General features: G+C 30.2%; 18 protein-coding genes and 1 riboswitch. Of the genes, 1 reads left to right on the top strand and 17 read right to left on the bottom strand.

What is annotated here, in order from left to right; all coding sequences use genetic code 11:
- Positions 1 to 3 precede the first annotated feature (3 nt).
- The 8 genes from dtd to AXE85_RS03045 all read right to left on the bottom strand — a co-directional run bounded on the left by dtd (position 4) and on the right by AXE85_RS03045 (position 7596).
- Positions 4 to 456, bottom strand: coding sequence for a D-aminoacyl-tRNA deacylase (gene dtd, locus AXE85_RS03080; protein ID WP_062173090.1), 453 nt, complete (start codon positions 454 to 456; stop codon positions 4 to 6).
- Positions 457 to 463: 7 nt separating this feature from the next.
- Positions 464 to 2644 (bottom strand): RelA/SpoT family protein, encoded by a 2181-nt coding sequence (locus tag AXE85_RS03075; RefSeq protein ID WP_062173089.1) that lies wholly within the window; start codon positions 2642 to 2644, stop codon positions 464 to 466.
- Between the two features lie 181 nt (positions 2645 to 2825).
- Positions 2826 to 4316, bottom strand: coding sequence for an amino acid permease (locus AXE85_RS03070; protein WP_062173088.1), 1491 nt, complete (start codon positions 4314 to 4316; stop codon positions 2826 to 2828).
- A gap of 89 nt (positions 4317 to 4405) precedes the next feature.
- Positions 4406 to 4585: riboswitch (Lysine riboswitch) on the bottom strand.
- A gap of 411 nt (positions 4586 to 4996) precedes the next feature.
- A complete protein-coding gene (locus AXE85_RS03065) occupies positions 4997 to 5362 on the bottom strand; it encodes a single-stranded DNA-binding protein (RefSeq protein ID WP_062173087.1) in 366 nt (121 codons plus the stop codon).
- A 51-nt stretch (positions 5363 to 5413) separates the two neighbouring features.
- Positions 5414 to 5698 (bottom strand): cupin domain-containing protein, encoded by a 285-nt coding sequence (locus tag AXE85_RS03060; RefSeq protein WP_062173086.1) that lies wholly within the window; start codon positions 5696 to 5698, stop codon positions 5414 to 5416.
- Positions 5699 to 5717: 19 nt separating this feature from the next.
- Complete coding sequence (locus AXE85_RS03055; protein ID WP_062173085.1) at positions 5718 to 6479, bottom strand: class I SAM-dependent methyltransferase; 762 nt, start codon at positions 6477 to 6479, stop codon at positions 5718 to 5720.
- Positions 6480 to 6810: 331 nt separating this feature from the next.
- The gene (locus AXE85_RS03050) at positions 6811 to 7170 is read right to left on the bottom strand and encodes a DUF1304 domain-containing protein (protein ID WP_062173084.1); all 360 of its coding nucleotides are present in this window, start codon (positions 7168 to 7170) and stop codon (positions 6811 to 6813) included.
- A 27-nt stretch (positions 7171 to 7197) separates the two neighbouring features.
- The gene (locus AXE85_RS03045) at positions 7198 to 7596 is read right to left on the bottom strand and encodes a MarR family winged helix-turn-helix transcriptional regulator (RefSeq protein WP_062173083.1); all 399 of its coding nucleotides are present in this window, start codon (positions 7594 to 7596) and stop codon (positions 7198 to 7200) included.
- A gap of 223 nt (positions 7597 to 7819) precedes the next feature.
- On the opposite strand from AXE85_RS03045, the gene pgtP reads away from it, so the two are divergent.
- Positions 7820 to 9166: a phosphoglycerate transporter protein PgtP gene (pgtP, locus tag AXE85_RS03040; protein WP_062173082.1), complete on the top strand. Its 1347-nt coding sequence runs from the start codon at positions 7820 to 7822 to the stop codon at positions 9164 to 9166.
- 126 nt (positions 9167 to 9292) lie between these two features.
- Here pgtP and AXE85_RS03035 read toward each other — a convergent pair whose 3' ends face one another.
- The 9 genes from AXE85_RS03035 to AXE85_RS02995 form a co-directional block, all read right to left on the bottom strand.
- Entirely contained in the window at positions 9293 to 9910 is a 618-nt protein-coding gene (locus AXE85_RS03035) for a response regulator transcription factor (protein ID WP_062173081.1), read from the bottom strand.
- On the bottom strand, positions 9888 to 11276 hold the full coding sequence (locus AXE85_RS03030) for a sensor histidine kinase (RefSeq protein ID WP_062173080.1): 1389 nt from the start codon (positions 11274 to 11276) through the stop codon (positions 9888 to 9890). Before AXE85_RS03030 ends, AXE85_RS03035 begins: the two co-directional genes overlap by 23 nt.
- On the bottom strand, positions 11266 to 12180 hold the full coding sequence (locus tag AXE85_RS03025) for a PhnD/SsuA/transferrin family substrate-binding protein (RefSeq protein WP_062173079.1): 915 nt from the start codon (positions 12178 to 12180) through the stop codon (positions 11266 to 11268). The genes AXE85_RS03030 and AXE85_RS03025 overlap by 11 nt, the downstream gene beginning before the upstream one ends.
- Positions 12181 to 12266: 86 nt before the next feature.
- Positions 12267 to 12923 carry a DNA alkylation repair protein gene (locus AXE85_RS03020; RefSeq protein ID WP_062173078.1) on the bottom strand — a complete coding sequence of 219 codons (657 nt, stop codon included), beginning with the start codon at positions 12921 to 12923 and terminating at the stop codon, positions 12267 to 12269.
- Positions 12924 to 12927: 4 nt separating this feature from the next.
- Complete coding sequence (locus AXE85_RS03015) at positions 12928 to 14529, bottom strand: CTP synthase (RefSeq protein WP_062173077.1); 1602 nt, start codon at positions 14527 to 14529, stop codon at positions 12928 to 12930.
- Positions 14530 to 14674: 145 nt separating this feature from the next.
- Positions 14675 to 15232 carry a signal peptidase I gene (gene lepB / locus AXE85_RS03010; protein WP_231723801.1) on the bottom strand — a complete coding sequence of 186 codons (558 nt, stop codon included), beginning with the start codon at positions 15230 to 15232 and terminating at the stop codon, positions 14675 to 14677.
- 177 nt (positions 15233 to 15409) lie between these two features.
- Entirely contained in the window at positions 15410 to 16024 is a 615-nt protein-coding gene (gene pyrE / locus AXE85_RS03005; RefSeq protein ID WP_062173076.1) for an orotate phosphoribosyltransferase, read from the bottom strand.
- A gap of 13 nt (positions 16025 to 16037) precedes the next feature.
- Positions 16038 to 16745, bottom strand: a complete 708-nt coding sequence (pyrF, locus tag AXE85_RS03000; protein ID WP_062173075.1) for an orotidine-5'-phosphate decarboxylase — start codon at positions 16743 to 16745, stop codon at positions 16038 to 16040.
- Positions 16746 to 16799: 54 nt separating this feature from the next.
- Positions 16800 to 17717, bottom strand: a complete 918-nt coding sequence (locus tag AXE85_RS02995; protein WP_062173074.1) for a dihydroorotate dehydrogenase — start codon at positions 17715 to 17717, stop codon at positions 16800 to 16802.
- Between the last annotated feature and the right edge of the window lie 8 nt (positions 17718 to 17725).

Below are 17725 nucleotides of genomic sequence, written 5' to 3'. Positions count from 1 at the left end.
ACATTAATTTCCTGCCGATAATTTTTCATAAATAATAGTAACCGGACCGTCATTTACTATATTTACTTCCATCATAGTTTGAAATATTCCGGTTTCTACATTGACACCTTCTTCCCTTAAATATCCATTAAAGACTTCATACAATTCTTTTGCTTTTTCTGCCGTTGCCGCATTTGTAAAACTAGGTCTTTTACCTTTTTTAGTATCAGCATAAAGGGTAAATTGAGATACCGATAAGATGCTTCCTCCAACATCCTTTAATCCCAAATTTAATTTTTCATTTTTATCTTCAAACAATTGAGCTTCCGCTATTTTTTTCGCAAGATACTTTGCATCTTCTTTCGTTGACCCTTTATGAACTCCAACTAAAAGACAATACCCTTTACCTATAGTACCGACAATTTTCTCATCAACACTGACACTTGCTTTTTTTACTTTTTGTAATACTATTTTCATATTTCACCTATTTTACTATTCTTTCCACATTATAAACATCCGACAATTGTCTTAGTTTTTTTATAATAAAATCACATTCATCAACATTTTTTACATAGATTCCTAAATTAATCACGCATGTTTTATTAAGTTTAGATTCAGAATTAAGTTTTTTTATTTCTACCCTACTCTCATTTAATGTCAATAATACTTGCTGTAATAATAAATCTCTATCAAAAGCATGGATTTGTAATGTAACGCTATAATGTCTATGATTAAGACTTTGTACCCATTCCACATCTAAAAATCTATCTTTATCTTCTTCACTAAGATTCGGACAATTACTTCTATGGACTGTAACACCACGCCCCTTTGTTATGAAACCGACTATTTCATCCCCCGGAATTGGCTGGCAACATTTAGATAGTCTTACTAAAATATTATCAACACCCTTTACATAGACACCGGTTTCCGTAATAATATTTTTATTATCATCTTCCGCATTTACCAATTTCTCCAGTTTAGCTTGTGCCATTCTTTCTTTCCGAAGTTTTTCAGTTAAACGAGTTACAACTTTATTGGCAGTAAGACCACCATATCCGATCGCAGCATAAAGTTCTTCAATACTGGCAAATTTATACCGAGATAAAACAATTTCTATATTTTCTTGCGTTAACACTTCATCAATATCAAAATTATTTGCCTTAATTTCATCTTTAAGAAGTATCTCACCTTTTATTAGGTTTTCTTCTCTAGCTGCTTTTTTAAAGAACGATTTTATTTTTGATTTTGTCTGAGAAGATGTTGCTATATCAAGCCATGAACGTTTCGGACCGGTAGAATTTTTACTCGTTCTAATATCACAAATTTCTCCTGTAGATAATTTATAATCAAACGGTTCTATCTTATCATTTACTGTCGCTCCGATCATTTTATTTCCGACTTCTGAATGAATAGCATAAGCAAAATCAACAATACATGAGCCTTTAGGTAATTCTATGATATCGCTATTCGGTGTAAAAACATATATTTTATCACTTAATAAATCTACTTTTAGAGATTCCATAAAACTTTCGGCTGTAGTTTCAGTTTCATCGTTAGCAGCCATTTGTTGAAACCAATTTAATTTTTCATAAAAATTATTTTTTTTATTGACTTTTTTACCTTCTTTATATGCCCAGTGAGCAGCAATACCTTTTTCAGCTATTTCGTGCATTTCATAAGTTCTAATTTGTACTTCAAGTGTTTGTCCGTCAGGTGCTATTACTGTCGTATGTAACGACTGATACATATTCGGTTTAGGCATCGCTATATAGTCTTTAATCCGCCCGGGGATAGGAACCCACAAGTTATTTACAAGTCCTAAAGTTGCATAACAATCAGCAATGCTATCTACCAATACACGTACAGCTAATAAATCATAAATTTGATCAAACGTTTTATTTTGTTTTATCATTTTTTTATAAATACTGTAAATATGTTTCGGTCTTCCGTTTACTTGAGCTTTAATATTATTCTCCCTTAGCAATTCGGTAATACTAAAACACGCCTCTCTTATGCTCTCTTCTCTTGCGCTACGTTTTTGTTTCATCATACCGACAATAGAAAAATATTGTGCGGGATACATATATCTTAATGATGTATCTTCAAGTTCCCATTTTATCGAACTTATCCCTAATCTATGAGCAAGTGGTGCATAAATTTCTAATGTTTCGCTGGCTATTTCACGTTGTTTTTCTTCCCTCATGTATTTAAGGGTTCTCATATTATGAAGTCTGTCGGCTAATTTTACAAATATTACTCTTAAATCTTTAGCGATTGCTACAAAAAGTTTACGATGATTTTCTGCTTGAGATTGCCTTTTAGAGCGAAATTTTACCTTATCTAATTTTGTAACGCCGTCCACTATTACGGAAATATCTTCGCCAAACTCATTTTGAATATCTTCTAATGTAAATTTAGTATCTTCTACTACATCATGTAAAAAACCTGCACATATAGTGGCATAATCTAATTTAAGTTCCGTCAAAATCCCTGCAACTTGAATAGGGTGCAAGATATAAGGTTCTCCTGATTTTCTAAATTGATTCTCATGTGCAATTTTTGCAAATTCATATGATTTTTTTATAATATTTATCTGCTCTTGCGATAAATATTTTCTTGCCATATCTTCAACATTTTTATAGTCATAAGGGTATTCAAGATTCACAGAAATTCCTCCTTCTTTAAAATTTTCTTTATCCCTATTATCATACCACAAAAACTAACAAATTTGTTATATTTTATTAAATTTTAAGTTAAAACACCTTTGAATACATCGCCCCAAAAAGTTAGACCAAGAAAATCTAACTTTTTGGGGTCGATATAAAATCAAAGATGTCTATTATTTATTATTTAGTTTCCACATCTTGAGATAAGTCAACCTCGTTTAGTGGAATAATTTTAGTTTTATATTTTACTTTGTGATATATATAGAAGAATAAAAATATCGGAATTCCCATATACGTGGTTAGCATACCGCTCCAATTTACTATACCTTTTGTTATTAATTCTGTATCCTGTCCAACAATTACAATAATACAAAGTACTAAAGCAATAATTGGACCAACCGGGAACCATTTTGCACGATATTTCAAATCTTCTAAATTTTTCCCTTGGGCTGTATATGCTTTTCTGAAACGATAATGACTAATTGCTATTCCTAACCAAGCAATAAATCCGGTAAGCCCGCTGGCTGCCACGATATAAGTATACGCATTTTGATTAGTAAGTTGAACCAGAAAAATTACAAACACTACCGCAGCGGTAGTAAGCAAAGAAATAACCGGTGTACCATATTTAGTTACTCTACTAAATATCGGATATGCTAATTTTTCTTTACTCATAGCATAAAGCATTCTTGTTGAAGCATACAATCCTGAATTACCTGCTGATAAAATAGAAGTTAGTATAACCGCATTCATTACACTGGCGGCTAAAGCAAAACCGGCGTTTTTGAACACTATGGTAAACGGTGATTTTGCTATTTCTTCTGTACTGCCGGCACCTAATAAGTCCGGTGAAGTATATGGAATAAGTAATCCTATTACCAAAATAGCCAGCACGTAAAAAATTAATATTCTCCAAAAAACTTGTTTTACAGCTCTTGGGATACTTTTTTCCGGATTTTCGCTTTCTCCAGCTGTAATACCGATTAATTCTGTACCTTGGAAAGAATATCCGGCAATTAAAAATACACCGAGTGTTGCTAAAATCTGTCCTGATAATGAATTATTTTCTCCAATAAACGGAGCATCTCCTATAGTCAAATTTTTAAATCCGATATAAGGACCGCCCAAAATTCCAAAAATTGTTAAACAACCTACTACTAAAAATATTATAACTACTACTACTTTAATTAATGCAAACCAATATTCACTTTCACCGTAGACTTTTACACTCAAAGAATTTAATAAGATAATTAATGCCAGAAAAATTATACTCCAAGCCCAGCTTGGTAAAATACGCATCGGTTCCCAATAACTGACTGCCAACGCCGATAATTCTACGTCTGCCGCTACTGTAATAACCCAATTAAACCAGTAGTTCCACCCAAGGGCAAACCCCAATGACGGATCCACATATCGTGAAGCATATGTACTAAACGACCCTGAAGTCGGTAAATACGTAGCCATCTCACCCAAAGATGTCATTAAAAAATACACCATAAGACCGATACAAAGGTATGCGACAATCGCACCTCCCGGTCCGGCACTATGAATCGCTTGACCACTCGTCATAAATAATCCACTACCGATACAACCACCAATAGCGATCATACTTATGTGACGTGATCTAAGATTTCTTTTTACTTCTGTTGCGTTGCTATTATTATTTGTCATTATAAAACCTCCTTAGATAAAAATAAAAAAGCACAACATCTACCATATTTGTACGGAGTCATACTTCAACAATTATCTCTCCAAAACAAGATACTAGTAGCTCAACATAGCACAACATGGCTATGACAGTCCTATACCTATTAAGTATAGTCCCAACAATATTAATATAGGATTAATACCATTTCGGCGACGTTTCCTTTCTGATAATGTCATAAAGCCCTATACTTTCAATTATCATACTATTAAAAATCGCGACCTCTACCTCACTCATTTCGTGAGGCATATATTTAATTTTATGGTTCTAATTATAGTATAGTTTTTTGGGCTTGTCAATAGAGAAAATTCATTTTTAATAATATATTCACTAAGCTATAATACAGATTGTTAAATAAAACCACCCGTATTCAGTCTATTTATATAGAATATTAGCAATATATTTTATGTATAATAAATTATATACTTATATACGAAATATTTTTTGTTGCTAATTCTATAATAATGGCAACCTTAAGAAATCAACCGCAAAGGACAAAAACGAGCCTAATACCACTACTAACCCTTGCTGAAATATTTGTAAAATAATATATATATATTTTCCTCTTTTTTGTATTATTAAACCAAACAAAAATCTTTAGTGTTTTATCAATTATAACACTAAAGATTTTCATTAATTTAATTTTTTATTGCCCTAACACAAAAACATCACCGGCTTGCTCTTCTTTTTTATTTCCCCTACTTAAAAACGAAACTTTATTAGCAATTATAGATAATTGATAATGATTAACTCCGTTCTTATCTTTATAAACATTGTTACTAAGGTTTCCCACTATGTTTAGTAGACTACCTTTATCACAATATTTAACCGTATTTTCCGCATTTTTCCCAAAGGTGGTAAATTCTAAAAATTCTGTTTCATATTCGCCATCTTTATTTTTGTAATCAGATTGCACTGCTAATGTTGCTTTTAAATAATTTTTCCCACTTTCACTTTCTCTTAATTCCGGTTTTTTTACTAATCTTCCAATCAATATTACTTGATTTAACATATTATTACTCTCCCTTTATTTATTATTAAAATTCTTATCAAATTTTTATCACTATTTATGAATTAATGTAACAAATACTTCGCCCGCTTCTAAAAATTCTGCATTAATATAATTATCACCATCAAAATGCAAAACTTTTCCCGGTTCTACTATGTGAGTTTCAGTCTCATTAAGATGTACCTCAACTTTTCCCTTAACAACTATAAATATTACTAATGCTTCCGGATGATTATGTTTAGGTATTTTATCACCCTTATTCCCAACTTTTTTTACCAATTTAAATCTATCATGTGTTTTTAATAATCCTGCTTCATTAAAAATAGTTCCTATTTTCATTTTTAAATACTCCTTTATTTTAGTCATTTTTAATTTTTTTATTGATAAAACATACGTAGTTCATATCGTTTTTCAATTTACCAAATGTCGTTTTCATTTTTATAAATTGTTCTCTATTCTCAGGTTTTAGACCATTTTTTACGATTCGTAATGTATTAGCTATTCCCTCATCTTTAACCATTCCTTCCGGAGTCATTAAAGTAAGTTCACCTTGAAGAGAATTTACAATTTTAAAACCGTGTTCTTCAAATAGTTCTTTCCATTCATTTTTTGGAAGTGGAAAAACATTGATGTTTATTGAATCTGACAATATTTTTCTTGTTTCTTCATAATTATTTATCAATATTATATCGTGTGTTAATAATAATCCTCCCGGTTTTAATACTCTAAAATATTGTTTAAGTGCTCTGTCTTTACTTTTATTACTACACATTGTTAACATCGCTTCATTAATTACATAGTCAAAACTATTATCAGGAAATTCTAAATGAAAAGCATCAGCACGTAAAAATTTAATATTTTTAAATCCTTTTTTTACCGCCACTTCTGTTGCTTCTTGTATTGATGTTTTATCAACATCTATCCCTATAAATGCAGTCGCCGGATATTTACCGGCTAATTCCAAGAGATTTACTCCCCTATTGCAAGCTACTTCAAGAACACTATCTCCCGGTTTAAAATTAGTATGTGCTAATAAAAAATTTGTTCCTGTCACTCCTCCGGGCCTTAGTCTTTTTTTACCGAGTTTTTTTAAAAACTGATGACCTTGCTCTTTTTTCATAATACTTACCTCCTAATTAAATTATTATCATCATCCTTTATTTTATAACATATCAATTTATAAAGCCAGTTTTTTTATAGCGTTTTATAAAAAATTATATGTAATAAATAATATACATAATAATATCATAGACACAAATATTATTAAATTTCCTTTAATATTTTTATCTCACAATATCTAACTTTAACAGTTTGTTTAAAATCATTTATAAAGTATATTAACGTTATTACTTATTTGCATTATAATTATTCCCAATTAGTAAGTTTATTATTACAAAATAAAAAAATTAATACTTAATGTGTACTAATTTTTTTACCTATTATATTACATTTTAAAAAAGCAATGAAATTAATGCTAAAATTGGTAATCCTCCTTGTTTTAAAATGATTTTTTTATCACTTGTTAAACTACCATAGATTGCTACTAAAATAATATATATTAATAACATAGCTACAACTTCTTTAGCATTATTTGAAATAAATGCTCCATACAATAAAGCAATACCCAGCAAACCGTTATAAATCCCTTGATTTTTAAACAATATATTTAAAGCCGGTCTTCTTAATTCTTCTTGACTTATATTAAATACCCTACTTGTACTTTGAGAATCTGTCGCAAATGTTTCTAAATACATAATATAAAAAAACAATAGTGCTACCAATACTGTTAAAATTGTTGATATAATATTCATTTCAATACCTCTTTATTTCATATTTTTTTAAAATTTATTTAATAATGATACTAAATTCTTTAAATCATCATGTGTAAATTCCGAATTTAATATATTATTTAAGTCATATTCTTTCTCACAGTTATCAATTTTCACTTTAGCATACTCTGTTATCTCCACATTCATTTCTCTATTATTTTGTTCATTTCTACTTCGTTTAATATACCCTCCTTGTTCCAAAATTTTTAAATGTCTTGTAATAGCTGCGCCATCTATTTGCAATGTATCACATAATTTTCGTTGAATACACGGTGAATTTTCCTTTAAATACATAAGGATTTGATAACGTGTTAGACTAACGCCCATTTCATTTTCAAATAAATACGTCAGTTGTTGATTGATTATCTTTAAGTTATACAGTAAGTCACTAAATTCTTCTACTTCCATAATTACTCCTTTTAATTATTGATAAGTCAATAGTTTTCCTAATTAGTATAATTCATAATTGTTGACTTGTCAACGATTTTAATGTAAGAAATTTTCTTACATTCAATGTAAGGCTTTTTCTAATTCTCAAAAACTTTGATTTATAAACTTTACAATCGTTTTCTGGTTTTCTATAATTATAGTTACAAATTAAAAATATTTTAACCAAGGAGGAAACAAAAATATGTTTTCATTTCTTAAGGCATCTACCCCTAAACCCAGAATTGAAAATTCTAGGACGGACGCTGAATATAAAAAACTTCGATGGCAAGTATTTTCCGGTGTATTTATAGGGTATGCAGCATACTATTTAATAAGGAAGAATTTTTCTCTTGCTATTCCATATTTAATTGATCAATATGGTTATACTAAAGCTGATTTAGGTAAAGTTTCTCTTGCTTTATCTCTTGCATACGGATTTAGTAAATTTATTATGGGGAACGTATCGGATAGAAGCAATCCCAAGTATTTTATTACTATCGGATTAGTTGCTTCTGCACTTGTTAGTTTAATATTCGGGTTAGTGCCGGCTGTACTTTCATCGCTTACATTTATGATTGTTTTATCCGCACTTAACGGTTGGTTTCAAGGTATGGGGTATCCTCCGGGAGCTAAAACAATGACAAACTGGTTCTCAACTTCAGAACGTGGTGCTTGGTGGAGTTGGTGGAATATTTCTCATAATCTTGGTGGAGGATTAATAGGACCTCTTGCACTATTAGGATTATCTATATTCGGTGCTTGGCAATCATTATTTTACTTACCTGCAATAATTGCAATCATTCTGGCAATTATTATGTTCTATTTAATGAAAGATACTCCGGAATCAGAAGGTTTACCTCCTGTTGATGAATGGAAAGGTGAAAAAATTATAGAAAAAATCGAATCTGCTCACACATTATCAGCTAAGGATATTTTCTTTAAATACATTATTAATAATAAATTTTTATGGGCTATAGCTATCGCTAATGTGTTCGTATACTTTGTACGCTATGGTATTATTGACTGGGCACCTACATATTTAAAAGAAGTTAAACACTTCTCAGTTGATAAACAAAGTTGGGCTTATTTCCTATATGAATATGCCGGTATATTTGGAATGTTAGCCAGCGGGTATTTGAGTGATAAAGTGTTTAAAGGGCACCGTGCTCCCCCTATGTTATTATTCTTAGTTGGTGTACTTATTGCTGTGTTTATTTACTGGAAAAATCCTCCGGGCAATCCGCTTATTGACAATGCTTGTCTTGTAGCTATTGGATTTTTAATCTATGGACCTGTTATGATGATCGGTTTACAAGCTGCCGATCTTGTCCCACGTGTCGCTACAGGAACGGCAACAGGGCTTACCGGATTATTTGGGTATCTGCTGGGTTCTGCCAGTGCAGGCTATGTAATGGGTAAACTTGTTGATCTATTCGGCTGGAACGGTGGTTTTTATGCGTTAATTCTTTCTTGTATTTTGGCATTTATCTTCATCGGTTTAACACTATTCAAAAAAACTTCTAAACAGTTAGAAACTAAAACAAAATAATATTATAAAAGCTATAGACTCGGTATTTATCCGACTATCTATAGCTTTTATATCTTTTTATGCTGTTAAATAAATCCTGTAATTTTCTTTTTATTAGTAAAAATAACCATTTTATTTATAAGTAATTTATAACATTATATTATGTTTTAAATATTCCACTAATTCACTTCGTTTCTTTGTATTAGTTTTTTCCATAAGACGCTTTTTATAAGTATCTATCGTTTTTACACTCAAAAATAATTTCTCTCCTATTTCAGTTAAAGTATATCCCATTAAAATATATTTTGCCACTTCTTTTTCCCTTTCACTAAGTTCAGATATTGCTTTTTCTTGATATAATTCATAAAAAATACCACTATATTTCTTATTAATATATATTTCACCATTATTCATAACTCTATCTATTGCTGTTAATATTTCCTCATGTGCATTACTTTTTGTTATATAGCCTCTAGCGCCTAATCTCAAAGCTTTTTTTACATAGTTTTTATCTTCATACATACTTAAAACCAAAACTTTTGAATTAATATTCAGTTCAGTTACTTTTTTTAATATGTCATATCCTGTTCCGTCCGATAATGATATATCACAAATTATTAAATCATAATTCATGTTTTTTATCTTTTCTATTGATTCTTCTACTGTTGAACAATCTTCTACTACTTCCTTACTATAATGATCTTCTAATAACACTTTAATTCCTATTTTTATCAATTTATGATCATCTATAAGTAATATTTTCATCAATTTTTTCCTCCACCATATTTCTTCTAAATTTACATTTTAGAATGGTTGTATATTCTAAATTATTATCTAATTCAAATTGACCGTCAAAATCCAATACTCTTTCTCGAATTCCATAAATTCCTAATCTACCTTCTTTTCTTGCCTTTTCCACCCTATCTAAAGTTAATCCTACACCATTATCCGAAATCGCTAACGATATATAATCCGAATTAATATAAAATTTTATATCAACTTTTGTAGCCTGTGAATGTTTTCTTATATTTGTTAAGGTTTCTTGAATAATTCTATAAATAGTTATATCAAAATTGCTATTTTTTAAATCAATATAATTGGTATCAAATGAAACATCTAAATTATAGAGTTCCTTATAATCTTCAATGTATTTTAAAATTGTTTCTTTTAAACCATGTTCTTCCAAACTGGCAGGTCTTAAATTCACCGCAATATTTCTTATATTTGTTAAACTTTGTTCTATTTCATTTTTTATTAAATTTAACCTTTCTTTCTTCGTTTCATCTTTTTCCTTTTCAATTAAATTACTCAATAGAAACAATAAACTGGCTAAAGATTGGCTTACTTCATCATGAAGCTCTCGTGAAAGCATTGCTCTTTCTTTTTCTTGAACCTTAAAAACTTTATTTAATAAATGATTATTTATTTTTTTATTACTTCTATTATCCTCTACCATTTCATTTATGGAATCTACTAACTCATAAAAGTCTTTGCTATAACTGTATTTATTAACTTTGTTTTTATAATCACCTTTATTTATTATTTCATTTGTTACTTTTGTTAAATCTTCGACCGGTCTTTCTATCATTTTTGATATGCGATATGCTATTATTAACAAAAATACAAAAACTATAACGTTTAATGCTATTATTTTTATAAACTCAAGATAAGTTAAATTGTATATTTCTTTTGTGTAAAATCCTATTCGTATATACCCTATATTTACTTCATCTATACCGGAAGTAAAATCCATAATTTCCCCATTATTGCTTCGGTATATTCTAAATTTATCATTCTCCACTTTCACTTCTGATAACTTCTTAGGCAGTTCCTTTAAGGTTTTTCCTAAAACATTTTTTTCATTGTCATAAATAATAATATATGAAACTTCCTTATTAGAACTGAGATTTTGAATTTTTTGATGAATTTCATATGTATTATTTGTTCGAATATCTTCAGACAGCATACTTGATAATTGATAATATACTTGGTTTATCCTATTTTTCATAGCATCTTCTAAAATAATTTTATTATTTTTGTAAGTATAGGATAAAATTATACTGGTATATATAGTATAGATAACAATAAAAAAAGTTATAATTTTATTTTTTATTTTTAATTTACCTAACATCTTTAACCTCTTCTAATAGAGTTGGATAGTTTTCTATTTTTGTATCTTCAAAATTTTTAATTTGTAATCTTTCTAATACTGTTTTTATAGTGCTATCTTTATCTATATTAAATAAAATATTCTTTAATTTTTCTTTATCCTTATAATTTTTATGCGTTACTACCGGTCCGGTTGCAACTTCCGGAAATATTTTTATTACTTTTATATTATCTTTTATATTAGAATCTTCATTTGCTAGATTTTGCAATGCCCAGTCATCTATACTCGCTGCGTAAACTACTCCGCTAAGTACTTGTTTTATAGAATCTTCATGACTATATGTAAAATAATATTTATTATTAAAAAATTTATTAATGGTTGTGTTTTGTTGTTTAAAGTAATTATTCACTGCCAAATAACCTGAATAACTATAATTATCTACAAAAGCAAAATTTTTATTATTTAATTCTTCAAAATTTTCTATTTCGGAATCTTTTCTGGTAATAATTATCGGATGATAGTATGCTTTTCCTCTGTTCGGTCTGGCTATTAATTCTAAATCTTTTTTATCTTCATATAAAGAATAAGCACCTGTCGATAAAAAGGCTATATCTATTTGATTATTTTTTAATAAGGTATTTATTTCTTTATAACTTTTTTTCTGAACCAATTTAACTTTTTTATTTAGCTTTTTACCGATATAACTTACCAATTCTTTTTCAGACACGTAACCTTTATTTCCACCGGTTACAGATATAATTCCTATTGTTACTATATCTTCAGGTATTGAATAATTTTCATTAATATTCACCGTATCTTTAAAATCTATATATTCTGTATTGGTTTTATTATTTAGAGAGGTTACTAAGAATAACAGTAGCAATGCTACAACACTATATACAAAATATAAAATCTTTTTACCCATATTGTTCCTCCTAAAATAATTTTCTTACTTATTATACAATAAAAAGTACATTTTAGAAATCTCTAAAATATACTTTTTATTTTAATCTATAAATATTTACCTGCTTCTTTTATACTAAGATTAGACATCTGTTTATGATATTTTTCTATAAAACTTTTTACCCACTTAGGATTTGTTTTTGAGTAATCTCTTAATGCCCATCCTACTGCTTTATTTACAAAAAATTCCGTATGATTTAAATTATTTATTAGTATTTTTTCTAATAAATCTACGTTGGTGTTTTCTTTTCTTAATAATTGATGATCAATTGCGACACGTCTAAGCCAAATATTATCATCTTTACTCCACTCTAAAATTACACTTTCCAATTCTGAATAACGACTAATAAGGCTTCCAATAACCCTATCAAGAATATCAACACTATCCCACCATGATTTTGTAACAACAAGGGATTTTAGTTTAGGTAAATCTTCTTTTACCAAAAATTTCTGCATTGTTTTTAAATAATATCCTGCTATATATTGGCACTCTCGTTTATCGTATTCCCAACAATATTTTATAAAATTCCAATCAATACTTTTGGTTTTTTTCGCCTCTTTAAAATATGGTGTCCATAATTCTTTTCTTTTCGGAGCTTGGATACCAAAAAACAAAAACTTATTTTTCATATACTTTTCCATAAATTTCGCTTGGGTTGGATTAGCATTTTTTTCAAATTCTTTTATCAAATTTTCTAAATTCATAATTTTATTTTCTATTATCTAAACTTGCTTTAATAAAACCAGCAAATAATGGATGTGATTTTTCAGGGCGTGATTTGAATTCCGGATGAAATTGTCCTGCGATAAACCATGGATGTTCCGGCAATTCAATGACCTCTACTAAACGACCGTCAGGACTTACACCTGATAAAACTAATCCTTTTTCCATTAAACGTTCACGATAAAAGTTATTAAATTCATAACGGTGACGATGACGTTCAGTAATCTCCAAAGCATTATATTCTTTATGTGCTTTAGTTCCCTCTGTTAAAACGCATGGATAACTTCCTAAACGTAAAGTCCCCCCCATCTCTACCACATTTTCCTGATCCGGCAGTAAGTTAATAATTGGGTATGGAGTATTCGGATCAAGTTCTGATGAATGTGCTCCGGTAAGTCCACAAACATTACGTGCAAATTCTACTGCTGCAAGCTGCATTCCTAAACAAATACCGAAATAAGGCACTTTATTTTCACGTGCATATTTAATTGTTGTGATTTTCCCTTCAACACCTCTATCTCCAAAGCCTCCCGGTACTAAAATTCCGTCTGCATCTTTTAGATAATCATATACATTTTCTTCTGTAATATCTTCTGATTGGATCCAATCAATTTCCACTTTTGCATTATATTTATATCCTGCATGTTTTAATGATTCTACAACTGAAATATATGCGTCATGTAATTCAACATATTTTCCGACTAAAGCAATTTTAACAGTATCTTTTAAATTATCAACACGTTTTACTAATGATAACCATTCTGTCATATCTGCTTCCGGTGCTGTCAAATTGAAGTGTTTTAAAACAATATCATCGATTTTTTGATTCTTTAAATTAACCGGTAGTTCATATAAATTACTAACATCTCTACTTTCTATAACATGTTGTTTTGGAATATCACAGAATAATGAGATTTTTGCGCGCAGCTCATCTGTTAACGCAAGTTCATTACGAACGACGATAATATCCGGTTGGATTCCTAACCCACGCAATTCTTTAACTGATTGTTGAGTTGGTTTTGTTTTCATTTCTCCAGCAGCTTTAATATAAGGTAACAAAGTACAATGTATATAACAAACATTTTCACGCCCTAAGTCGCTTCGAATTTGTCGAATAGCTTCTACAAACGGTAATGATTCTATGTCCCCTGTCGTACCGCCGATTTCTGTAATAACAACATCGGCATCACTTGATTCACCCGCTAATAAAACACGTGATTTAATTTCGTTAGTTACATGAGGAATTACCTGTACTGTTCCTCCTAAATAATCTCCACGACGTTCTTTTTCAATAATTGATGAATAAACACGCCCCGCAGTTACGTTTGAATATTGCCCTAAATTTACATCAATAAAACGTTCATAATGTCCTAAATCTAAATCCGTTTCCGCTCCGTCCTCCGTTACAAATACTTCTCCGTGTTGATATGGACTCATTGTTCCCGGGTCAACATTCAAATATGGATCAAATTTTTGCAAAGTTACTTTTAATCCTCTGTTTTTTAACACTCTACCTACTGAGGCAGCTACTATACCTTTTCCTAATGATGATACTACTCCACCTGTTACGAAAATATATTTTGTCATTGCATTCTCCTTTAAAAATAATAAAACCCCCTACTATTTTTAAGTAGGGGGACTGTTCCTTAATTTCACTCTTTCAGAGTGCCCGTCTATTATTCTAACATAATGTAGTGTTTTAAGCAATTAAAAACCTTCAATATTTTTTTAATTAAAAGAATTTAAATGATTTAAGCGGGTAGTATCTTAAACTTACTTTTCCTATCATAGCTTCTTTTTTTACAAAACCAAAAATACGACTATCTGTACTATGTTGTCTATTATCTCCCATTACGAAATATGTTCCTTCCGGAACGGTTTTTGATTTCGTACTGCTTAAATACTCTATATTAAAATCCGGTGTTAATGGTGAATTACCTTCTGATTTTGCTTCTTTTATCTTCTGCTCAAGATATGGCTCATCCACTTTTTGACCATTTACATATAGTACATCATTTTTATATTCAATCGTATCTCCCGGAACACCAATAATACGCTTAATATAATCATCTGTTTCATTAGCATGGAAAACCACTTCATCTCCACGTTTATAATTTTTACTTAATTTATTAACGAACACTTTATCATTATCTGCAAATGTATAGTCCATCGAATGACCTTTTACGGTGAACGGAGCAATTACGTACGTACTCAATACTAAATAAATAACTATAGATACGACAACGACAACTATCCATTCCAAAATTTCTCTCAAAAATTTCACTGTCACAATCCCTCTTTTTTATATTATTATGATTTCTAATTTTATCACACTTCTTGGTAAAAATCAAAAATGTCTTGTCGTACTATTATAGTTTCTAAACATTAAGTTAACTTTAAAGAAACAATATATTTTGATGGTTTCTATATACTTATACTATTACGTTTGGGGAACTATAAAGATATATTACAAATCATTTCTCCATTTAAGAAGTTTTTCTACATCTTCTTTTTTAATATAACCATTATTAAGTGCCTCTTCTATTAAATAGTTATAATTTGTCAATGTGTGGTATACCACATTATCTTTAGCAAATGCTTCTTTTGCTTTCAATAAATCATAACTAAATATTGCTACAACTCCCAAAACTACTACTCCTGCTTCTTCTAGAGCTTTTACTACCTTTAATGATGACAATCCTGTTGAAATTAAATCTTCGATAACAACAACCTTTTGTCCGGCAATTAAACGTCCTTCTATCTGATTGGTCTTACCGTGCTTTTTCTTTGAATTTCTCACATAAACCATAGGTAAATTCAGTATCTCACTCACCCACGCAGCATGTGGAATACCTGCAGTAGCTGTCCCCGCTACTGCTTCTACATCTGGGAAAAATTTCCCAATCAATTCTGACAATCCGTTAGCTATTTCTCTTCTTGTTGTTGGATACGACATCGTTATTCTATTATCACAATATATAGGAGATTTAATTCCCGACGTCCATGTAAAATAATCATTGGGTCTTAATGTCACCGCTCCAATATCCAGTAAATGTTTTGCTATTTGATTTTCTATGTTCATAGTTTACTCCTTTTCATTCATTATTGTTTGTAAATTGCTCTTTAATAAATTTATATATTTTTTGGGGATTACTTACTTTAGTTATTGAACGACCGACTACAATATAGTTACTACCTTTTTCGTTTGCCATTTGAGGTGTAGCTACACGTTTTTGATCCTCTGTTCTGTCGTTTTTCAATCTTATTCCCGGAGTTATTTTTAAAAAATTTTCTCCACATTCTTCATTAATCAACCCAACTTCCCATACTGATGATACAACTCCGTCAAGCCCCGCTTTTTTTGACAAACGCGCATAGTTTCTCACACTTTCTTCTAGTGATGTTATCACTAATTGCTCTTTTTTCATATTTTCTTCCGACGTTGAGGTAAGTTGAGTAATAGCTATTACTTTTGTATTTTCTCCACCGCCATCTACCATACCTTGTTTAGCAGCTTTTAACATTTCAAATCCTCCTGCTGCATGTACCGTCAATACATCTATATTGAATTTAGCTAGCCCTTTTGCTGCACCATAGACTGTGTTAGGTATATCATGAAGTTTTAAATCTAAAAATATTTTATGCCCTAAATTCTTTATCTTTTCTATTATTATAGGTCCATTTTGTAAATATAATTCCATACCAATTTTTACGAACAATTTTTCTTTTTCAAACTTTTCTAAAAATCGCAATGTTTCTTTTACTGTTGGGAAATCTAAAGCTATAATAACATCTCTTTGCATTGTATATTCCTCCTTTTGTTATACTTATAATAATTTATTAACAGTCAACAATTTTTAATTTTTATAAGCACGTCCTTTTAAATCCAATATATGATTTACTCCTAATTCGTCTAAGGCATTCTCTAGTTTATCAATGATTTTTGGGCAAACATAAGGATCTGTAAAATTTGCCGTCCCTACTGCCACGGCACTTGCCCCGGCTGAAATAAAATCAATTACATCCCATTCATCCATAATTCCGCCCATACCAATTATTGGAATATCAACAGCTTGTGATGTTTGATAAATCATACGGATTGCTACCGGTTTTATTGCAGGGCCCGACAACCCTCCCGTTACATTTGCTATTATCGGTTTTCCTGTTTTTTTATCTAATCTTATTCCCACCAATGTATTAATCATTGTTATACCATCAGCACCTCCACTTTCAACAGCTTTTGCCATTGTTACAATATCGGTTACGTTAGGTGATAATTTTACATAAACCGGCACTTTGGATACTGTTTTTACTCGTTCTGTCAAATAATGTGCCGTACTTGGATCTGTGCCGAATTGAATACCGCCGCTTTTCACATTAGGGCATGATATATTTAATTCCAACGCATGTACATTAGGTGCTTTACTTATATGTTCTGCAACATAAACATAATCATCTACCGTACTGCCGGCGATATTGGCTATAACTGGCACATTATACTGTTCAAGTTCTTTTAGCTTAGTATTAATAATAGTGTGTACACCGGGATTTTGTAATCCTATTGCATTAAGCATTCCGCTAGAAGTTTCCGCTACTCTCGGTGTCGGATTCCCAAACCTTGCCTCTTTTGTTGCAGCTTTTATCATAATTGCACCAAGTTTTGATAAATCGTAAAATTGAGCATATTCCAATCCGAATGCAAAACATCCTGAAGCCGGCATTATAGGATTTTTTAAATTTAAACCGGGTAGTTGCACTTTTAATCGCTCATTCATAGTTAATC

This window comes from Gemella sp. oral taxon 928 (assembly GCF_001553915.1).
Lineage (GTDB): Bacteria > Bacillota > Bacilli > Staphylococcales > Gemellaceae > Gemella > Gemella massiliensis.
Note: the sequence above shows the minus strand (reverse complement) of the source record. Positions and strands in the feature narration are given on the sequence as shown.